Source organism: Flavobacterium sp. ov086, from assembly GCF_900187965.1.
Classification (GTDB): Bacteria; Bacteroidota; Bacteroidia; order Flavobacteriales; family Flavobacteriaceae; genus Flavobacterium.
This window is the reverse complement of the sequence record NZ_FZNL01000030.1, coordinates 17,023-34,984: the sequence shown is the minus strand read 5'-3', so window position 1 is coordinate 34,984 and position 17,962 is coordinate 17,023. Positions and strand designations below refer to the sequence as shown.

At 34.1% G+C, this 17,962-nt stretch carries 15 protein-coding genes; 10 read left to right on the top strand and 5 right to left on the bottom strand.

All coding sequences use genetic code 11. The annotated features are described in order from the left end of the window. Window positions 1–148 precede the first annotated feature (148 nt). The 6 genes from CHB81_RS23745 (at window position 149) to CHB81_RS23720 (ending at window position 7,943) form a co-directional block, all read left to right on the top strand. Window positions 149–1,162: a YafY family protein gene (locus CHB81_RS23745; RefSeq protein ID WP_089354314.1), complete on the top strand. Its 1,014-nt coding sequence runs from the start codon at window positions 149–151 to the stop codon at window positions 1,160–1,162. A gap of 246 nt (window positions 1,163–1,408) precedes the next feature. Then, window positions 1,409–1,867 carry a MarR family winged helix-turn-helix transcriptional regulator gene (locus tag CHB81_RS23740; protein ID WP_089354313.1) on the top strand — a complete coding sequence of 153 codons (459 nt, stop codon included), beginning with the start codon at window positions 1,409–1,411 and terminating at the stop codon, window positions 1,865–1,867. Between the two features lie 51 nt (window positions 1,868–1,918). After that, on the top strand, window positions 1,919–4,309 hold the full coding sequence (locus tag CHB81_RS23735; protein ID WP_089354312.1) for a 3-hydroxyacyl-CoA dehydrogenase/enoyl-CoA hydratase family protein: 2,391 nt from the start codon (window positions 1,919–1,921) through the stop codon (window positions 4,307–4,309). Between the two features lie 93 nt (window positions 4,310–4,402). Next, the gene (locus CHB81_RS23730) at window positions 4,403–5,584 is read left to right on the top strand and encodes an acetyl-CoA C-acyltransferase (protein ID WP_055096034.1); all 1,182 of its coding nucleotides are present in this window, start codon (window positions 4,403–4,405) and stop codon (window positions 5,582–5,584) included. Window positions 5,585–5,724: 140 nt separating this feature from the next. After that, complete coding sequence (locus CHB81_RS23725; protein WP_089354311.1) at window positions 5,725–6,075, top strand: four helix bundle protein; 351 nt, start codon at window positions 5,725–5,727, stop codon at window positions 6,073–6,075. A 62-nt stretch (window positions 6,076–6,137) separates the two neighbouring features. Then, complete coding sequence (locus CHB81_RS23720) at window positions 6,138–7,943, top strand: acyl-CoA dehydrogenase family protein (RefSeq protein WP_089354310.1); 1,806 nt, start codon at window positions 6,138–6,140, stop codon at window positions 7,941–7,943. A gap of 315 nt (window positions 7,944–8,258) precedes the next feature. On the opposite strand, the gene CHB81_RS23715 is transcribed toward CHB81_RS23720, so the two are convergent. Further along, entirely contained in the window at window positions 8,259–10,271 is a 2,013-nt protein-coding gene (locus CHB81_RS23715) for a BCCT family transporter (protein ID WP_089354309.1), read from the bottom strand. Window positions 10,272–10,543: 272 nt separating this feature from the next. Here CHB81_RS23715 and CHB81_RS23710 point away from each other — a divergent pair, with 272 nt between their 5' ends. Both CHB81_RS23710 and CHB81_RS23705 read left to right on the top strand, forming a co-directional pair. Beyond that, window positions 10,544–11,638 carry a glycoside hydrolase family 18 protein gene (locus tag CHB81_RS23710; protein ID WP_089354308.1) on the top strand — a complete coding sequence of 365 codons (1,095 nt, stop codon included), beginning with the start codon at window positions 10,544–10,546 and terminating at the stop codon, window positions 11,636–11,638. Between the two features lie 301 nt (window positions 11,639–11,939). Next, entirely contained in the window at window positions 11,940–13,259 is a 1,320-nt protein-coding gene (locus CHB81_RS23705) for a hypothetical protein (protein WP_089354307.1), read from the top strand. 109 nt (window positions 13,260–13,368) lie between these two features. Here the strand turns inward: CHB81_RS23705 and CHB81_RS23700 are convergent, their stop codons facing one another. From CHB81_RS23700 to CHB81_RS23685, 4 genes are all read right to left on the bottom strand, one after another. After that, window positions 13,369–13,857 (bottom strand): hypothetical protein, encoded by a 489-nt coding sequence (locus CHB81_RS23700; RefSeq protein WP_089354306.1) that lies wholly within the window; start codon window positions 13,855–13,857, stop codon window positions 13,369–13,371. Between the two features lie 97 nt (window positions 13,858–13,954). After that, on the bottom strand, window positions 13,955–14,872 hold the full coding sequence (locus tag CHB81_RS23695; protein WP_254921271.1) for a transporter: 918 nt from the start codon (window positions 14,870–14,872) through the stop codon (window positions 13,955–13,957). A gap of 35 nt (window positions 14,873–14,907) precedes the next feature. Continuing rightward, window positions 14,908–15,426: a DUF4251 domain-containing protein gene (locus tag CHB81_RS23690; RefSeq protein WP_089354304.1), complete on the bottom strand. Its 519-nt coding sequence runs from the start codon at window positions 15,424–15,426 to the stop codon at window positions 14,908–14,910. Between the two features lie 37 nt (window positions 15,427–15,463). Then, a complete protein-coding gene (locus CHB81_RS23685) occupies window positions 15,464–15,901 on the bottom strand; it encodes an META domain-containing protein (RefSeq protein ID WP_089354303.1) in 438 nt (145 codons plus the stop codon). Between the two features lie 210 nt (window positions 15,902–16,111). Here CHB81_RS23685 and CHB81_RS23680 point away from each other — a divergent pair, with 210 nt between their 5' ends. Further along, window positions 16,112–16,639 (top strand): superoxide dismutase family protein, encoded by a 528-nt coding sequence (locus tag CHB81_RS23680; RefSeq protein WP_089354302.1) that lies wholly within the window; start codon window positions 16,112–16,114, stop codon window positions 16,637–16,639. 107 nt (window positions 16,640–16,746) lie between these two features. Then, window positions 16,747–17,949, top strand: coding sequence for an LETM1-related biofilm-associated protein (locus CHB81_RS23675; protein WP_089354301.1), 1,203 nt, complete (start codon window positions 16,747–16,749; stop codon window positions 17,947–17,949). The last annotated feature ends 13 nt before the right edge of the window (window positions 17,950–17,962 follow it).

Genomic DNA, 17,962 nt, shown 5'->3' with positions numbered 1-17,962 from the left:
CAATCCCGATAGCTATCGAGAGCGAAGTCACCAAGTTTTTTTTATGCCACAGATTAAAGGATTAAAATGATTAAAAAAAAACTGCTTAAATCTGCATAATCTGCGAGAAACAAAAACTTCGCGACTTTGCGAGCAAAAACAAAATAATATGTCTCAAAACAAGAATGCCTTAATACGGTACAAAACGATAGACAAATGTCTACAAAATAAATATCGGCAATGGACTTTGGAGGATTTGATCGAATGTTGTTCTGAAGCTTTGTTTGAATATGAAGGTCGGGAAAATTCGATTAGTAAACGAACTATCCAAATGGATATTCAGTTGATGCGAAGCGAAAAACTGGGTTATAACGCGCCAATTGTCGTTTATGACAAGAAGTTCTATAAATATGAGGACGACGAATTTACGATTACAGATATTCCGCTGACAGAAACGGATATGAATGTTTTGACGGAAACGGTCTCGATGCTGAAACAGTTTAAGGATTTTTCGTTGTTTAATGATGTATCGGATATTTTGCAGCGTTTGGAGGATAAAATCTATTCGGAGAAATCGCATACGAAGCCTGTTATTTATCTGGATAAAAATGAGGGTTTAAAGGGTTTGCATTATCTGGATGAGATTTATCAGGCGATTGTCAAAAAGGTTGTGCTTGTGATTACTTATAAATCATTTAAATCGAGGGAAGAAAGTAAATTTCATTTTCATCCTTTTATCTTGAAGGAGTTTAATAATCGTTGGTTTTTGATTGGGAAAACTAAGGGTTCTCAGCCTATTACGAATTTGGCATTGGACAGAATCATTTCGATCGATTACGATTTTAATCTTCCTTATATAGAGGAGGATTTTGATGCTGATGTTTATTATGAAAATATTATTGGCGTGACGGTAAATTCGGGTTTGAAACCAAGGAGAATTGAACTTTGGATTGATGCCACAAATGCGCCTTATGTTTTGACGAAACCATTGCATCATACACAAAGGCTGGTTACGGAGAATGAAGATAAGAGTATTATTGTTCATTTGCTTATTACTCCAAATTTTGAAATGGAACGCATAATTCTTGGTTTTGGAGAGGGAATTGAGGTTTTGCGTCCTGAACATCTTCGGAATCGCATGAAAAAGATCCTTCAGAAGGCGGTTTTGCGATATGAAGAGTAAAATTTATTCGCACTTTATTATAAGTTTTTTTACATAAAGAAGAATTTTAGAGGCTTTTAGACTCAGAAAACGTCTTTTAAGTCTTAAAATTTGTTAAAATCCCAAAAAAGAATAGTATATTTCAATTAAAAATTAACCGTAAACCCCTCTATTTCAGAGGAATTTTTTAAATAACCAAAAATTTATGATAAAATAATATGCATGCATAGTATTTTTTGATTATATTTGAAATCGATATAGTTACTTATGAAAGACAAAACAATAGATTATATTTTGAGAGCTACATGGCAAGCCGTATCAAGAATGTATAACGAGGAAGCTGCTAAATACGATGCCACTATGGCCACTGGATTTGCACTTTTGAGTATTGATAAGGAAGATGGAACTCCATCGACGGCTTTAGGGCCAAGAATGGGTATGGAAGCCACAAGCCTTACAAGAACATTGAAATCAATGGAAGACAAAGGTTTAATTGTTCGCAAAAAAAACCCAAGTGATGGTCGCGGTGTCTTAATCTACCTGACGGAATTTGGAAAAGAAAAAAGAGAATTATCTAAGAATACAGTTCTAAAATTTAATGAAACGGTTAGAAAACATGTTTCGGATGAAAAAATGAAACATTTTATCGAGGTTTCGGAAATCATAAATGAACTTATTCACGATAAAAACATATTTAATCAAACAGAAAAAACAGGAAATGAATAACCTTATTTATTAAGGAGTTTCAAATTCAAACAAAAACAAACATTAACAAATATGAAACGCACAATTAAAAAAGTTGCTGTAATTGGATCCGGAATTATGGGTTCAGGAATAGCTTGTCATTTTGCCAATATTGGTGTTGAAGTTTTATTGCTTGACATTGTACCACGCGAGTTGACAGAAGCTGAAACTAAAAAAGGATTAACGCTTGAAAGTAAAGTTGTTCGCAACCGTGTCGTAAATGAGCACTTGGCGAATTCATTAAAATCGAAACCGTCTCCTATTTACAGTCAAAAATTTGCTAGCCGAATCACGACTGGAAATACGACTGATGATATGGCAAAAATTGCTAATGTTGACTGGATTATTGAAGTTGTAGTTGAACGTTTGGATATTAAAAAACTGGTATTCGAACAAATCGAGAAATTCCGTAAACCGGGAACTTTGGTTACTTCAAACACTTCTGGTATTCCGATTCATTTTATGAGCGAAGGTAGAAGCGAAGATTTCCAACAACACTTCTGCGGAACTCACTTTTTTAACCCTGCGCGTTACTTAAAATTATTTGAAATTATTCCTGGCCCAAAAACTTCAACTGAAGTATTGGATTTCTTAAACGAATACGGATCTAAATTCTTAGGAAAAACCTCGGTTGTTGCTAAAGATACTCCAGCGTTTATTGGAAACAGAATTGGTATTTACGGTATTCAGAGTTTATTCCACTTAGTAAAAGAAATGGGATTAACGATTGAAGAAGTGGATAAATTGACTGGTCCGGTAATTGGTCGTCCAAAATCGGCTACTTTCCGTACGGTTGACGTGGTTGGTTTGGATACTTTGGTACACGTTGCCAATGGTATTTATGAAAACTGCCCAACAGATGAACAACACGAATTGTTTAAACTTCCTGATTTCATCACAAAAATGATGGAGAATAATTGGTTAGGAAGCAAAACAGGACAAGGTTTCTACAAAAAAGTAGACAAAGATATCCTTACTCTTGACTTAGATACATTAGAATATCGTGCTGCTAAAAAAGCAAATTTTGCTACGCTTGAACTAACAAAAACTATCGATAAACCTATCAATCGTTTTAAAGTTCTTGTAAAAGGAAAAGATAAAGCAGGTGAATTCTACCGTAAGAGTTTCGCTGGAATGTTTGCTTATGTGTCAAACAGAATTCCTGAAATCTCAGACGAATTATATAAAATTGATGATGCGATGAAAGCTGGTTTTGGATGGGAAAATGGTCCATTCGAAATTTGGGACGCTATTGGTGTTGCAAATGGAATCGAAATCATGAAAGCAGAAGGTCTTGAACCAGCTGCATGGGTTAACGAAATGTTGGCTTCTGGAAGCGAAAGTTTCTATTCTGTAAAAGAAGGAGCAACTTATTTCTATAATATCCCAACAAAATCTCAAGTAAAAGTTCCGGGACAAGATTCATTCATTATTCTGAACAACATTCGCGAAAGCAAAAAAGTTTGGAGTAATAGTGGTGCAATTATCCAAGATTTAGGTGATGGAATTTTGAACTTAGAATTCCAATCAAAAATGAATACTATTGGTGGCGATGTACTTCAGGCTATCAATAAAGCAATCGACTTATCTGAAAAAGAATATCAAGGTTTAGTTATTGGTAACCAAGCAGCGAATTTCTCTGTTGGTGCTAATATCGGAATGATTTTCATGATGGCGGTTGAGCAGGAATACGACGAATTGAACATGGCAATCAAAATGTTCCAGGACACTATGATGCGCGTTCGTTATTCTTCTATTCCAGTTGTAGTAGCGCCTCACGGAATGACTTTTGGTGGTGGATGCGAAATGAGCTTACATGCTGATAAAGTTGTAGCTGCTGCTGAAACTTACATGGGATTAGTTGAATTTGGTGTTGGTGTACTTCCTGGTGGTGGTGGATCTAAAGAAATGGCTTTAAGAGCTTCTGATTTATTCCGTAAAAACGATGTGGAATTGAACGTTCTTCAAGAGTATTTCTTAACAATCGCTATGGCAAAAGTATCGACTTCTGGTTACGAAGCTTTTGATACAGGACTTCTTCAACATGGTAAAGATGTTATTGTAGTAAACAAAGATCGTCAGATCGCTGAAGCTAAAAAGCATGCATTGTTAATGGCTGAAGCGGGTTATACTCAACCTATCAGAAGAACTGATGTTAAGGTTTTAGGTAAACAAGCTCTTGGAATGTTCTTAGTAGGAACAGATCAAATGGAAGCTGGAAAATACATTTCTGAGCACGATAAAAAAATTGCTAACAAACTGGCTTATGTAATGGCTGGTGGTGATTTATCTGAAGCGACTTTAGTATCTGAACAATATTTATTAGATATCGAACGTGAAGCTTTCTTATCTCTTTGTACTGAGAGAAAGACTTTAGAGAGAATTCAATATATGTTAACTAAAGGAAAACCATTAAGAAACTAGAAAATAGAACAAAGAGAATAGAATATAGATTTCAGACTTAGTAAAAGTCTATTTTCTATACTCTATTTTCTATACTCTTAAAAAAAGAAACAAATGAAAACAGCATATATAGTAAAAGCTTACCGTACTGCGGTAGGAAAAGCACCAAAAGGGGTTTTTAGATTTAAAAGACCTGATGAATTAGCAGCAGAAACTATTCAGTTTATGATGGATGAACTGCCTGATTTCGACAAAAAACGTATCGATGACGTGATGGTAGGAAATGCCATGCCGGAAGCAGAACAAGGACTTAACGTTGGACGTTTGATCTCTTTGATGGGATTAAAAGTTGAAGATGTTCCTGGTGTAACCGTAAACCGTTATTGCGCATCCGGATTAGAAACTATCGGAATGGCAACTGCAAAAATCCAATCGGGAATGGCAGATTGTATTATCGCTGGTGGAGCCGAAAGTATGAGTTTTATTCCGATGGGAGGTTACAAACCAACTCCGGATTATAAAGTTGCTGCTGCTGGTCACGAAGATTATTACTGGGGAATGGGTTTAACTGCTGAAGCGGTTGCAAACCAATACAAAATCTCCAGAGAAGATCAAGATGAGTTTGCTTACAACTCTCATATGAAAGCTTTGAAAGCACAAGCTGAAGGTAAATTCGACAAACAAATCGTTCCGATTACTGTTGAACAAACTTTCATCAATGAAAATGGAAAAAAAGAAACTAAATCATATGTTGTAAAACAAGACGAAGGTCCACGTGCTGGAACTTCTGTAGCTGCTTTAGCAGGTTTAAGACCTGTTTTTGCTGCTGACGGAAGTGTAACTGCAGGTAACTCTTCTCAAATGAGTGATGGTGCTGCTTTTGTTCTAATTATGAGTGAAGACATGGTTAAAGAATTAAACCTTGAGCCAATTGCAAGATTGGTAAACTTTGCTTCTTCTGGTGTTGAGCCAAGAATCATGGGTATTGGTCCTGTAAAAGCAATTCCAAAAGCGTTGAAACAAGCAGGATTAACATTGAACGATATCGAGTTAATTGAATTAAACGAGGCTTTTGCTTCACAAGCTTTAGCAGTAACTCGCGAATTAAACATTAACCCAGAAATCGTAAACGTAAACGGTGGTGCAATCGCTTTAGGTCACCCTCTGGGATGTACTGGTGCTAAACTTTCTGTTCAGTTATTCGACGAAATGAAACGCAGAGGTAATAAATACGGAATCGTTTCTATGTGTGTAGGAACTGGGCAAGGTTCTGCGGGGATTTACGAGGTTCTTTAAGAAGAGAGAATAGAATATAGAGAATAGATTTTTTTGAGAAGAAAGAGATAAGACTTTTTGGAATGACAAAATGTTTTAAGAACAATAAATAGTAATAATCTTACTTTTTTAGTTTAATTCTTTAACTTGGCTCAAAAAACATGAGACATAATTATAAGAACTTGAAGATTTGGAAACTTGGAATTTCAATTGCTAATGATATTTCAGATTTATTGTTAGACTTTCCGAAACATGAAAGATATGATTTAAGTTCTCAAATAAGCAGATGTTCTGTTTCAATGCCTAGTAATATTGCTGAAGGTTCATCACGAACAGATAAATCATTCAGTCATTTTTTAGACATTTCTCTAGGTTCTTCATTTGAACTAGTAACACAATTATTGATTGCAACGCATAGAAAATATATAAACGAAACACAATTTAACCAATTAGAAATTAAAATAGAAGAATTTCAAAGAATGACAATGGGCTTCCAAAACGGCTTAAAGTAAAGTAAGCCCAGTCTAAAATCTATTCTCTATATTCTATTTTCTTTTCTCTAAAAAGAATAAAAATGGCAGATACAATCGAAAAAAACGTAACCCGTGGTGGTCAGTTTTTAGTTAAAGAAACAAAATGCGAAGATGTCTTTACACCAGAAGATTTCTCGGAAGAGCAGTTAATGATGCGTGACTCTGTAAAAGAGTTCGTTGACAAAGAATTATGGGCGCATAAAGATCGTTTCGAAAAGAAAGATTACGCTTATACTGAATCATCTATGCGTAAAGCAGGTGAACTAGGACTTCTAGGAGTTGCAGTTCCTGAGGAATACGGTGGATTAGGAATGGGATTCGTATCTACAATGTTAGTTTGCGATTACATTTCTGGTGCTACGGGATCTTTCTCAACTGCTTTTGGGGCACATACAGGTATTGGAACAATGCCAATCACACTTTATGGAACTGAAGAGCAAAAGAAAAAATACGTTCCTAAATTGGCTTCCGGAGAATGGTTTGGAGCTTATTGCTTAACTGAGCCAGGCGCAGGATCTGATGCTAACTCAGGAAAAACAAAGGCTGTTTTATCTGAAGATGGCAAATACTACTCTATCACAGGACAAAAAATGTGGATTTCGAATGCAGGTTTCTGTAGCGTTTTCATCGTTTTTGCTCGTATTGGAGATGATAAAAATATTACTGGTTTCATCGTAGAAAACGATCCGTCAAACGGAATTTCTATGAATGAAGAAGAGCATAAATTAGGAATCCGTGCTTCTTCTACACGTCAGGTTTTCTTCAACGACACTAAAGTTCCTGTTGAAAACATGTTGTCTGAAAGAGGAAACGGTTTCAAAATTGCAATGAACGCTCTTAACGTTGGACGTATTAAACTAGCTGCTGCTTGTTTAGATGCACAACGTAGAGTTACTACAAATGCAGTGAAATATGCTAACGAAAGAATTCAGTTTAATACTGCAATTTCATCTTTTGGAGCTATCCGTTCTAAACTAGCTGAAATGGCAACTAATGCATACGCTGGAGAAAGTGCTTCTTACCGTGCTGCAAAAGATATTGAAGACAGAATTGCTGCTCGTGAAGCGGAAGGAACTACACACCAAGAAGCTGAATTGAAAGGTGTTGAAGAATATGCTATCGAATGTTCTATTTTGAAAGTTGCGGTTTCTGAAGACGTACAAGCTTGTGCTGACGAAGGAATTCAGATTTTTGGTGGAATGGGATTCTCTGAAGACACTCCAATGGAAAGTGCCTGGAGAGATGCTCGTATCGCTAGAATCTACGAAGGAACTAACGAAATCAACAGAATGCTTTCTGTAGGTATGTTGATCAAAAAAGCAATGAAAGGTCACGTTGATCTACTTGGACCAGCAATGAAAGTTTCTGAAGAATTAATGGGAATTCCATCTTTTGATACTCCAGATTTCTCTGAATTATTTGCTGAAGAAAAAGGAATCATCGCTAATCTGAAAAAAGTTTTCTTGATGGTTGCCGGAAGTGCTGTTCAAAAATACGGACCGGATTTAGATGCTCACCAACAGTTATTAATGGCTGCTTCTGATATCTTAATCGAAATCTATATGGCAGAAAGTACTATTCTTAGAACTGAAAAATTAGCCAAAAATCAAGGCGAAGCTAAAGTACAAGAGCAAATTGCTATGGCAAAATTATACTTATACAAAGCTGTTGACATCGTTAACTCAAGAGGAAAAGAAGGAATTATTTCTTTTGCAGAAGGAGACGAACAACGTATGATGTTAATGGGATTAAAACGTTTCACAAAATACACAAACAATCCAAATGTTGTAGCCTTAAGAGAGATTATTACATCTAAATTAGTTGCAGAAAACGAATACTGCTTCTAATATAAAAATAGTTTTTAGCTTTTAATTTGTTTAAACCCGCACTAATCCGAAACAGTGCGGGTTTATTTATTTTATTTTTTACCGTAAAGTCATTTTACCATATAAGTTATATAAGTTCATTTAAACAATGCTGTTTATCTTTTATTACGTCATTATATAACCCACGTATATTACATTTAAAGAACACTACTTATATTTTCTTATACATAAAATCATAAGTTGCGCAACACACCACTTACATTATCTTATATAACTTACATGGTTTAAAACACTCATAGGGTTATACCTTTACAATTAACCATTTACAATTAATAATTAACTATTAGGTTTCATAATTAAATCATGATCTCCTTCGGAGCTAAGATTTAGAAAACGTTCATATTCTCTTAGAACGTCAGAGATAATGCCGTCTTTAGTCAAATATTGAATATCATAACCCATGCGATGATCTCCAAAATAAGTAATTGGTAAAAAGACCGTCTCAACATCAATATCTGGTGTATTTTCTTCTTTAATGAAAGTTTCTGAAACAGTTTGTGCCTGAGCCATTACACCATATTTAAAGTTTCGTAACTGATCGTATTTTATTTCCACCTCAACAGCTTGCTGCGGAGAAGAAAAAGAATTTATAGTAGCTTCAATATTATTCCTAGCCAATTCTGCCAATAATTCTTCAAAAGCTTTTTTCACAGTTTCATTCAAAAACTTATGAATATCTTTCTTTTTAGAAACAGTTACAATCTTTTCTAAATGCTCTTTCCAATTGCTGTTATTCCAATTTAAACTTCCGTGCGAATATTTTTTGTCGCTGTATTCACTATCTACGACCAAAGCCTTCCATAAATTATAACACAACAACGCCATAATAATTCCGAAAGGTAAAGCAGTAATCAAAGTCATTGTTTGAAGGGAAGCTAAACCTCCTGTTCGCAATAAACTCAAGGACAAAAGCGATAATAAAACACCCCAGAAAACACTTTGCCATTTTGGTGAACTTACAGCACCTTTAGACGCAATACCATTCATTATAAAAATCCCTGAATCGGCAGAAGTGATAAAAAACACGCAAATAATCAGAATTGATAAAATATTCAAGAAGGTCGTTAGCGGGAAATACGTAAAGAAATTAAATAAAAGTGTATCGGGGTTTTTAGCAAATTCGCTTAACGCTCCATGTGCCACGTGTTCATCAATCCACACCGCGCTGCTTCCGAAAACGGTCATCCACAGAAAATTAAAAAATGCCGGAATAAATAATACTGCCAAAATAAACTCTCTGATTGTTCTTCCTTTAGAGATTTTAGCAATAAACAAACCTACATAAGGCGCCCAGGATATCCACCACGCCCAATATAAAATGGTCCATTTTGAAAACCATTCCTGACTTCCTTTTTCGTAAGCATACGTATTAAATGTTAGTGATATAAAATGACTGATATAATGTCCTAAACCTTCTGTAAAAGTACTTAGAATATAAATAGTTGGTCCTGCAATCAGTATAAACAACATTAACAAAACGGCCATAATGATGTTTAGCTCACTTAGTTTTTTAACTCCTTTTCCTAAACCTGAAATCGCCGAAAGAACAGCAATTACCATAACTACCAAAACAATCACAACTTGATAATTAAAACTAGATTCCGGAATTACACCGAGACTCACTAATCCGGCGCTTAACTGAACGACTCCAAAACCAAGCGTTGTCGCAATTCCGAAGAAAGTACTACACAGACCAAAAACATCGACAATGTTTCCAAATCTTCCATGAATTTTACTTTTCAAAATTGGATAAAAGCCACTCCGAATGGCAAGCGGCAAATTATGACGATAAGCAAAGTAAGCAAGAGACAAACCTACTACTCCATATATGGACCATGCATGAAAACCCCAATGGAAAAAAGTATACAATTGGGCTTCTTTGGCTCGTAAATTATCCGCCAGATTAGCATTGGCTGGCGTTGCATAATGCGCCATGGTTTCTCCTACTCCAAAATACATTAAACCAATTCCCATTCCGGCGGCGAAAAGCATTGCTATCCATGAAAAGAAAGAATATTCAGGCTCAGAATCATCTGCTCCTAATTTGATTTTGCCAAACTTACTAATGGCTAATGTGATCAGAAACAAAACAAAAACAGTTACCAATAAAACGTAGAGCCAGCTTAAGTTCTTAAATATGATGTCTTTTACAAAATTAAGTGACTGTTCTGCTTCTTTCGAAAAAAAACCACAAAACAATGAAATTGCAATAATTATGGTCAAACTTGGTAATGCAACTGATTTTGTAAAATTGGTTTTAAAGACACTTGAGCTTGTGGATTTATTCATGGTAAAATTGTTTTGTCATCGTTATTATCTAAAGTAAAATCCGAAATTTAAATTCGGATTGAGGAAGTTTTTATAAATAGAACTTAGATAATTTCTATAGAGATGTATTGTAAATTTAGTCAAAAAGAAGCAATTCCTCCCTTAAATACAGTAAAAATTGCCTTTTAAAACATAAAACGTAACAAATGAGCTTAATACTGTTCTTCTATTTAGCATCTATTTTATTCGAAAAGTTTTATATTTAGCATTCTAAAAACTCAAAAAAACATACAATGAAACAAATTAATCTGCTTGCTTTATTTTTATTGTGTTTATGTACCACAAATACATTCGCACAAAGAAATAAAAAAATGGACATTATTGCTTATTACACTGGCGATGATAAACTAATTAATGAATACGAAGTAAACAAACTAAATCAAATCATCTTTAGTTTCTGTCATTTAAAAGAGGGCAAACTAAGTGTCGATTCTCCAAAAGATTCAACTACTATTAAATATTTGGTTTCTTTAAAAGCTTCAAATCCACACCTTAAAATTATTCTTTCGCTTGGTGGCTGGGGAGGTTGCGAGCCATGTTCTGCTGCTTTTTCAACGGCGGAAGGAAGATTGACTTTTGCAAAATCAGTAAAAGAAGTCAGCAATTATTTTAAAGTAGACGGTTTAGATTTAGATTGGGAATATCCGGCGATTGAAGGTCTTCCAGGACATTTGTATCAAGCTGCTGACAAACCTAATTTTACAGAATTAATCAAAATTTTACGTTCTACTTTAGGTAAAAAATACGAATTGAGTTTTGCAGCCGGTGGATTCCAAAAATATTTAGATGAATCTATTGATTGGAAAACGGTAGCGCCTTTAGTAAATCGTATCAACATTATGAGTTACGATTTGGTAAACGGATATTCTAAAGTTACCGGACATCATACTCCATTATACAGTACAAATCCAAAAGAAGAATCTACAGACAGAGCTGTTACCTTTTTATTGAAACAAGGAGTTCCTGCTGAAAAATTAATTATTGGAGGCGCATTTTATACCAGAACATGGAAAAATGTAGAAAATATAAATAATGGATTGTATCAAGCAGGAGAACATATACCAGGTGTTGATTTTAAAAATTTTACCACTACTTATACAGAAGCTAATGGTTGGAAATATTTTTGGGATGATAAAGCTAAAGCACCATATTGGTATAATGAAAAAGAAAAAACATTTGCTACCGGTGACGATTTAACTTCTATAAAAGCAAAAACAGAATATGTCAAAGCTAAAAACTTAGGCGGAATCATGTTTTGGGAACTTTCTCTGGATGCTCCACGCAACGGAATGGTAAATGCAATTTATGAAGTTAAAAACAAGAAATAAAACCTCTTGTTTGGCTAGATGAAAAGCGGTAAATAATTAAATTATTTACCGCTTTTTTATTTATTTATCTAGCATAAAATAGAAATACAAATGCCTTTTATTATTAAACTAAAAACTTTTAGAGGTTTGTTTTTCAATCTAAAACATGGAATTTAGACTATTAAAAAGTATTGGATCAAAAGGAATAATTAAATTATTTATTATACAAAGTAGAACATTACCAATTTAAAGCTTCTTCAGCAACTCATCTTTATCAGTTGTAAAACTTGTTCATTTCCTGATAACTATTAAAAAACAAAATATGCTAAAAAAAGGCAGATTCGTATTTAAACTTATTTTAATTTTTGTATGTCTTGTAACAAGTAGTTTAAGAGCACAAGCTGACTTGGATACAAATACTATTGTGACTGAAAAAACTACCTTATTAAATTCTATACCTTCCGCTAATACTTCATCTCCGTGTACAATCCGAATTGCAAGATGGGCTCGTTACACTATAGGAGATACATGGTTTTCAAATTTTAACAGTCAGCTAAAATCACCAGACAATTATGGTTCAAATGGTACTTACAATAAAATACTAGGATTTACTTTTACAGATATATCCAATACTTATCAAAGTTATACTGCCCAACAATTAAAAGATTCATTTGATATCATTAATACAGGATATAAAGAGATGAACGTAGTACAGTCTTTAAAATTAAAAGAATACAATGAGCTGGGAGGAATAGTAATTGTTAACTGCGATCAATATATGGGATCACAACTTTTTCAGACCTTTGGAGGTATAGAATATGTTGGATTTGGTTATCAACCTGCTAAAACCAACAATAACACTATTCTAAACGGAATATTTGGCACTGGTACTAATGCCAACATAACCGGTACAGAATCTATTGGTCGTTTTACGTATAGACAATTGCCTCCAAACTCAACTGTACTAATTAATGAAATCACGGGAGAGCCTGCTGCATTCCTTACGGGGCCAGAAAACAGAGTCCTCTTCTTCTGGGATGAAGGGGTCTTTCGAAATGTAAGTGTCTCCGGTACAACAATCGATTCTCCTCAGGAAATAGTACTGCATAATCTTATGGTATATTTGATTGATAAAATCCATATCAATATACCAACAGTTACCGTAAACAGCCCAGCAAGTTGTGCTGGAGTCAGTGTTACTATAACCGCAACTCCTGGAGTAACAGGAATCTATAAATATGACTGGACGGTTCCAACAGGAGTAACACCACCAGGTAATGTCTCCAGTTTTAAAACAAAAACTGTCGGAGATTATAGTGTAATTATTACTGATACTGTAACAGGCTGCACGAGTTTAAGCTCATCAGGCTCAGTAATTACATATCCTGAACCAACCGCAAGTGTTGTTGCAGAAAACAGAGAAACATGTAAAAACGGAGATCCTCTAGAACTCACCTTTACTGGTGGCGGAGGGGTCCAGCCTTATACTTTTAAGTACCGTATAAACCAAGAAGCTCCAAATATAATTACTACTCCAATTGGTGAAAATTCTGTAACAATAGAAATTCCAACAAACATTGCCGGCACATTTATCTATGATTTAATAAGTGTTCGAGACGCTAATACTGCTGCTTGCGAATAATAGTCAAATGCTTAAAACACAAATAACAGATCCTAAATTGAAACCATTTATACAAACAAAGGCAGCTATTTGATTAAAATAACTGCCTTTCTTTTTATGCAAAAAAAAATTACATTTGAACTTTACTCTTATCTAATTCTCCTATAAAAGGAATTGACTCTAGAGTCTCAGCTCGGATTATCGTTTGAAGATATACTTCTAACTGAATAAATTTAGCAGCATTTATTGCTCCAACAGCTTTTTTTACTTGTCCGTAAGTTTTAGAATATAATTTTTCGTAATCTAAATGATTTTTTAAAGTTCCTTTTGCCAATTCATCTGCTTTTTCATCCGTAAGTGTGGCATAATTTGTGGCATAATCATTAATAAGTTGAAATTTTGCTTGTCCAAGCGCCTTACGTTCTGTTTCATAATTGTCATAAACTTTTGTAAAAGCAGCAGATTGTGCATCAGACAAATTCATATACTGTTTTACAAGATCGCTTTTTGATTTACCATAAATACTTTGCAAAACATCAACATCTTCTTTAAATGAAGATTGAGCATAAGAAGAAAAAGAGGCAATTGCCATAATAAGAATAAGACTTAATTTTTTCATAGTTCTAATATTAAATTTGTTTGTAAAAGGTTACCCATTCTCAAATATACTGATTTTTAAAACATTATGAAACAACTAAGTAAAAATATTCTTACTATTAAAAAAAAGAGTATTGATAGGCAGCAGTCAAAGCATAATAGTTTAATCCATTGTTTGTGTATGCCCCTACGTGATATTGAAATTTTATTGATTGTCCTTTAGCAATTGGTGTAGAAAAAGTTCCTCCTACCCTCCAATTGTCAATTTGGCTATCATCAGAAACTCCGTCTGTTATTGTTTTTCCGCCAAAAAACCAATTGGTGTTAAAACCAATCCACATGTGATTTTTAAAGTAATAACTCGCATGAGCCTGTAAACTATATGTTGGTTTTTGCTCTAACTTTTTGCCAAGAAAATCGTTATTATTGGTATAAAACCAAATACCACCATAAACCTCAGCATAAACACGGGCAAAACGTTTTGAGATCCCGATTTCAGGTTTAAATCCCCAACGATTTGTACCTATATTAACTCGTTTATCATCGTAATATTTACCGGTTGGAATTGAAGTCACGAAGCTGACCCCAAGAATTGTTTTTTGCTCGAACTTTCCAAATTCAGCTTTATCAAGAGCGGGAGAACCTAATAAATTGATTCCCAATCGCACTTTCATATCAGAAAATCCAGATCTTGAACCGCTTATATTATCGCCATTTACGTTTGCCGATCCATCCATAAAAGTATATGGCAGCGAAACCTGCACTCTTGCCAATTTATTCGATAATCCGAATGTTCTAACAAAACTCGCTGCCAGATTATGGCTCTGAATGGTAAAATCAGTAATAGGCAAAGAGGGTTCTGTTAAGACATTTCCGTCCATATATGCATATCCAACTCCAATTACATTTAGATTTTTTGGAACATTTGCATAAACTCTGGGCTCTAAATCCTGACTATAAGTTGATCCTGTAATTAATAAAAACATCGTTACCAGATAATGTTTTCGTGACAAAGCAAAAAGAGTCTTTTTCGTCATAAATAATAGAAATTCGGGACACAATGATTAGCATTTTATTTTGTACTTTCAGCTGTTTTAGGAGCTTCAATAACTCCCTGATAAGAGATTGCTGCTTTATTATTGCAATTAATAGAAAGCGTTGCTCCTCCATCATAAAAAACAGAAAACAATAAATCATAAACATCATCCTTACCTTTTACAGTAGCTTTGACGTTGTAACTTTTTTTCTTTTTTTCAATCTGAATATTCTCTGGTATTCCTTCAAACTTTATCCCGCCATCTCCGCCATAAGCTACATTATAAGCCCGCCCAAAAAATGGCAAATCACAAGTTGTTTTTGTGGTATTAAATTTTAAAAAATAAGTATTGTAATCTAAATTAATCTGTCTTGTCCCCAACGGTTGGGCTTTTTGCGCTTCAAAAACAAAATTTTTAGAATTGATAAGACTATCAATTTCTTTTTGTTTCTGCAATTCTCTCTCTGCTTTTAATTCTTTCTTTGTTTTTTCCTGTCCAAAAACAGCCATATTAAAAAGGCAAAACAACATCAACACCGTTATTTTAGTTTTCATAAAACAATTATTTAATAAAGTTTAGAAAAGCCTGATTCTATTTTTTGGTAAATCGCATCATTGCAATATCTCCCGAAATAAAATGGAGTGTTTTACCATTATCTGTAACATCATACGAAGTGATTTTTGGCAGTGTACTCATAAAAGTCTGTTCCCCTTGTTGACCATCTACACACATCATTTTGGTCATTGCCATTGGTTGTGTCAAATCAATTTTGTTTCCGGTTACACTAAGTTTTCCTGTATAATTATTGCAACTACTGTTTCCTGAAACCCTACTTTCTTTAACGTCAAAAGTAATTGTTGGTTTCTTATTAGGGTATAAACCATCGAAAGCAATTCTTGGTCCAGTGATATAATTTAATTCCCAGGTTCCTTCAAGTTTAGAAACCGAATCTTCTTTTTGAGTCTTAGAAGCATTGCATGAAATTAAAACAACTCCTAAAAAAACTAAGGTTAAAACATTTTTTATCATAATTCTACAGATTAAATTAAAAAACAGTAAACACTAATTCTCAAACTTTTAAATTCGAAGCTATACGAAATTACATAATAATTTTTGGTTTTTCGCTTAAAGCGGAATTAAATCACAGCCTATAGTTTTAGTTTTTTTTAACTCTTGGCTTCAACCAATGTCGGAATTTTATGTTAAATTTACTTAATCTTTAATACAAAAGCCTCGTATATGAAAAAAATAATTGTTTCTTTCGCAATAATTACAGCCTTAGTTATTGGCTGTAAGACCAATACAAAATCAGCTGATGCAAAAACTTTGACTGTAGCTCTAGAGCCAAAAAGTAACAGTACCGTAAGTGGAACAGCAACTTTTACAGAAAAAAATGGAAAAGTAACTTTTACTGCAAAAGTAGCCGGTTTACAGCCTGGAGTTCATGCCATACACATTCATGAAAAATCAGATTGTACTGCTGCTGACGGAAGCTCAGCTGGAGGACATTGGAATCCTACTTTCAAAAAACACGGTAAATGGGGTTCTGCTGAATATCATAAAGGAGATATCGGAAACTTTACCGCTGATGCAAAAGGGAACGGAACTATAACACTAACTACTGACGAATGGTGTATTGGCTGTGGAGATGCAACCAAAGATGTCTTAGGAAAAGGTTTAATTGTACATCAGGGAACTGACGATTTTACGACTCAACCAACCGGAAATGCCGGCGGAAGAGTTGCTTGTGCAGGAATCATCAAATAAAAAAACACAATAACCACTATATTTTCACAAAATGTAGTGGTTATTTCATTTAAAATTAATACCAAAACAAGAAAAAGATATAGCTTTGCAGCTATAAATTAAAGTTAATGATTAACCCATCAGCTCCAGGTTGGATAGACAAATTTTTTAGTGAACAAAAGTTTTCAGAAGCCATTCCTTTTGAGACTACAGATTCGTTCTACTATAAAGTCAGAGAAACCGGTTTTATTTATGGCCATATCATTGCTATAGATTCTCAAATTCCAATTCCTATAAAAGGATGGTTTAAAACCGAAATTTCTAAAGTCGCTTTACTAAATACTTTGTATGGCGTTTTTTGTATTGAAAAAAGAAGTTCTGAGCCTAATAATTTCATTACAGAGGTTCTGAAATTTTATAAGGAAATGAATCCTGAAGGATTTAGTTTATTCAAAATTTTACTTCCAAAAGATACTCCTTCTCTATCTCTAGAGAACATTATTGATCAGCGCGTTCAGACCAACGACAGTATTATCAGTAAAAACTTTTCGCATTTGGTCACCAATGCGCTTTTGTTTATTGATGTTTTGGCTTTCAGACAATATTTAGAACACGGTGCAATTCCTGATAAATATCTAAAGCGAATTGAAGAAACGGTTCTTGGTATTGTAGCTTTGGCTTTAAAAACCAAAACCATAAAATCTCAACATGACGATTTATTGATAAAACTTTTCGAAGCTTCGACACGATATTCTAAATTTTCGAAAGTTACGGTTGATACTTTAGAAACTTTACAACTAGACTATTTCAGCAATAAATTGGAGCAATATTATTTAATCGATATGGCTGGAATGGCTTTATGGAGCGATGGTGTTGTAGAAAACGAAGAAGCTTATTTCTTATACTCATTGGGATCAATGATGCAGGTTTCGGATGAATTTGTGGCCAAGAGTATTGAAACAACCAATACCTTTATCACTACTCATAAAAAGAAGATTCCATATTTTAATTACTCCAATCCGGTAAAACACTTTTATGATCAGATGACGCACAGTGTTGTAAAACTGATTATAAGAAACAAAAACAGACTGGTTAAGGAAATTGTTCAGAGTAAAGAATTAATGATTCTATTGGCTTACTCGACAACCAGAGATTTGGATGCTAAAGAAAAGAAAAAAGTAAAAAAACAACTTTTAGATATTTGCAAAACGATTCCGTCACTTACGATTTTTTTACTTCCCGGCGGAAGTTTATTATTACCGATTCTAATCAAGTTTATTCCAACAATGTTACCATCGGCCTTTAACGAAAATCTAGACGAAAACGAATAAAAAAAATCGCCCT

Bases quoted from the DNA above. Each gene is read 5' to 3' on its own strand.
- CHB81_RS23745 (WP_089354314.1), top strand. From the start codon at position 149: ATGTCTCAAAACAAGAATGCCTTAATACGGTACAAAACGATAGACAAA.
- CHB81_RS23735 (WP_089354312.1), top strand. From the start codon at position 1,919: ATGAAACGCACAATTAAAAAAGTTGCTGTAATTGGATCCGGAATTATG.
- CHB81_RS23695 (WP_254921271.1), bottom strand. From the start codon at position 14,872: ATGACGAAAAAGACTCTTTTTGCTTTGTCACGAAAACATTATCTGGTA.
- CHB81_RS23690 (WP_089354304.1), bottom strand. From the start codon at position 15,426: ATGAAAACTAAAATAACGGTGTTGATGTTGTTTTGCCTTTTTAATATG.
- CHB81_RS23720 (WP_089354310.1), top strand. From the start codon at position 6,138: ATGGCAGATACAATCGAAAAAAACGTAACCCGTGGTGGTCAGTTTTTA.
- CHB81_RS23700 (WP_089354306.1), bottom strand. From the start codon at position 13,857: ATGAAAAAATTAAGTCTTATTCTTATTATGGCAATTGCCTCTTTTTCT.
- CHB81_RS23685 (WP_089354303.1), bottom strand. From the start codon at position 15,901: ATGATAAAAAATGTTTTAACCTTAGTTTTTTTAGGAGTTGTTTTAATT.
- CHB81_RS23740 (WP_089354313.1), top strand. From the start codon at position 1,409: ATGAAAGACAAAACAATAGATTATATTTTGAGAGCTACATGGCAAGCC.
- CHB81_RS23675 (WP_089354301.1), top strand. From the start codon at position 16,747: ATGATTAACCCATCAGCTCCAGGTTGGATAGACAAATTTTTTAGTGAA.
- CHB81_RS23705 (WP_089354307.1), top strand. From the start codon at position 11,940: ATGCTAAAAAAAGGCAGATTCGTATTTAAACTTATTTTAATTTTTGTA.
- CHB81_RS23680 (WP_089354302.1), top strand. From the start codon at position 16,112: ATGAAAAAAATAATTGTTTCTTTCGCAATAATTACAGCCTTAGTTATT.
- CHB81_RS23715 (WP_089354309.1), bottom strand. From the start codon at position 10,271: ATGAATAAATCCACAAGCTCAAGTGTCTTTAAAACCAATTTTACAAAA.
- CHB81_RS23725 (WP_089354311.1), top strand. From the start codon at position 5,725: ATGAGACATAATTATAAGAACTTGAAGATTTGGAAACTTGGAATTTCA.
- CHB81_RS23710 (WP_089354308.1), top strand. From the start codon at position 10,544: ATGAAACAAATTAATCTGCTTGCTTTATTTTTATTGTGTTTATGTACC.
- CHB81_RS23730 (WP_055096034.1), top strand. From the start codon at position 4,403: ATGAAAACAGCATATATAGTAAAAGCTTACCGTACTGCGGTAGGAAAA.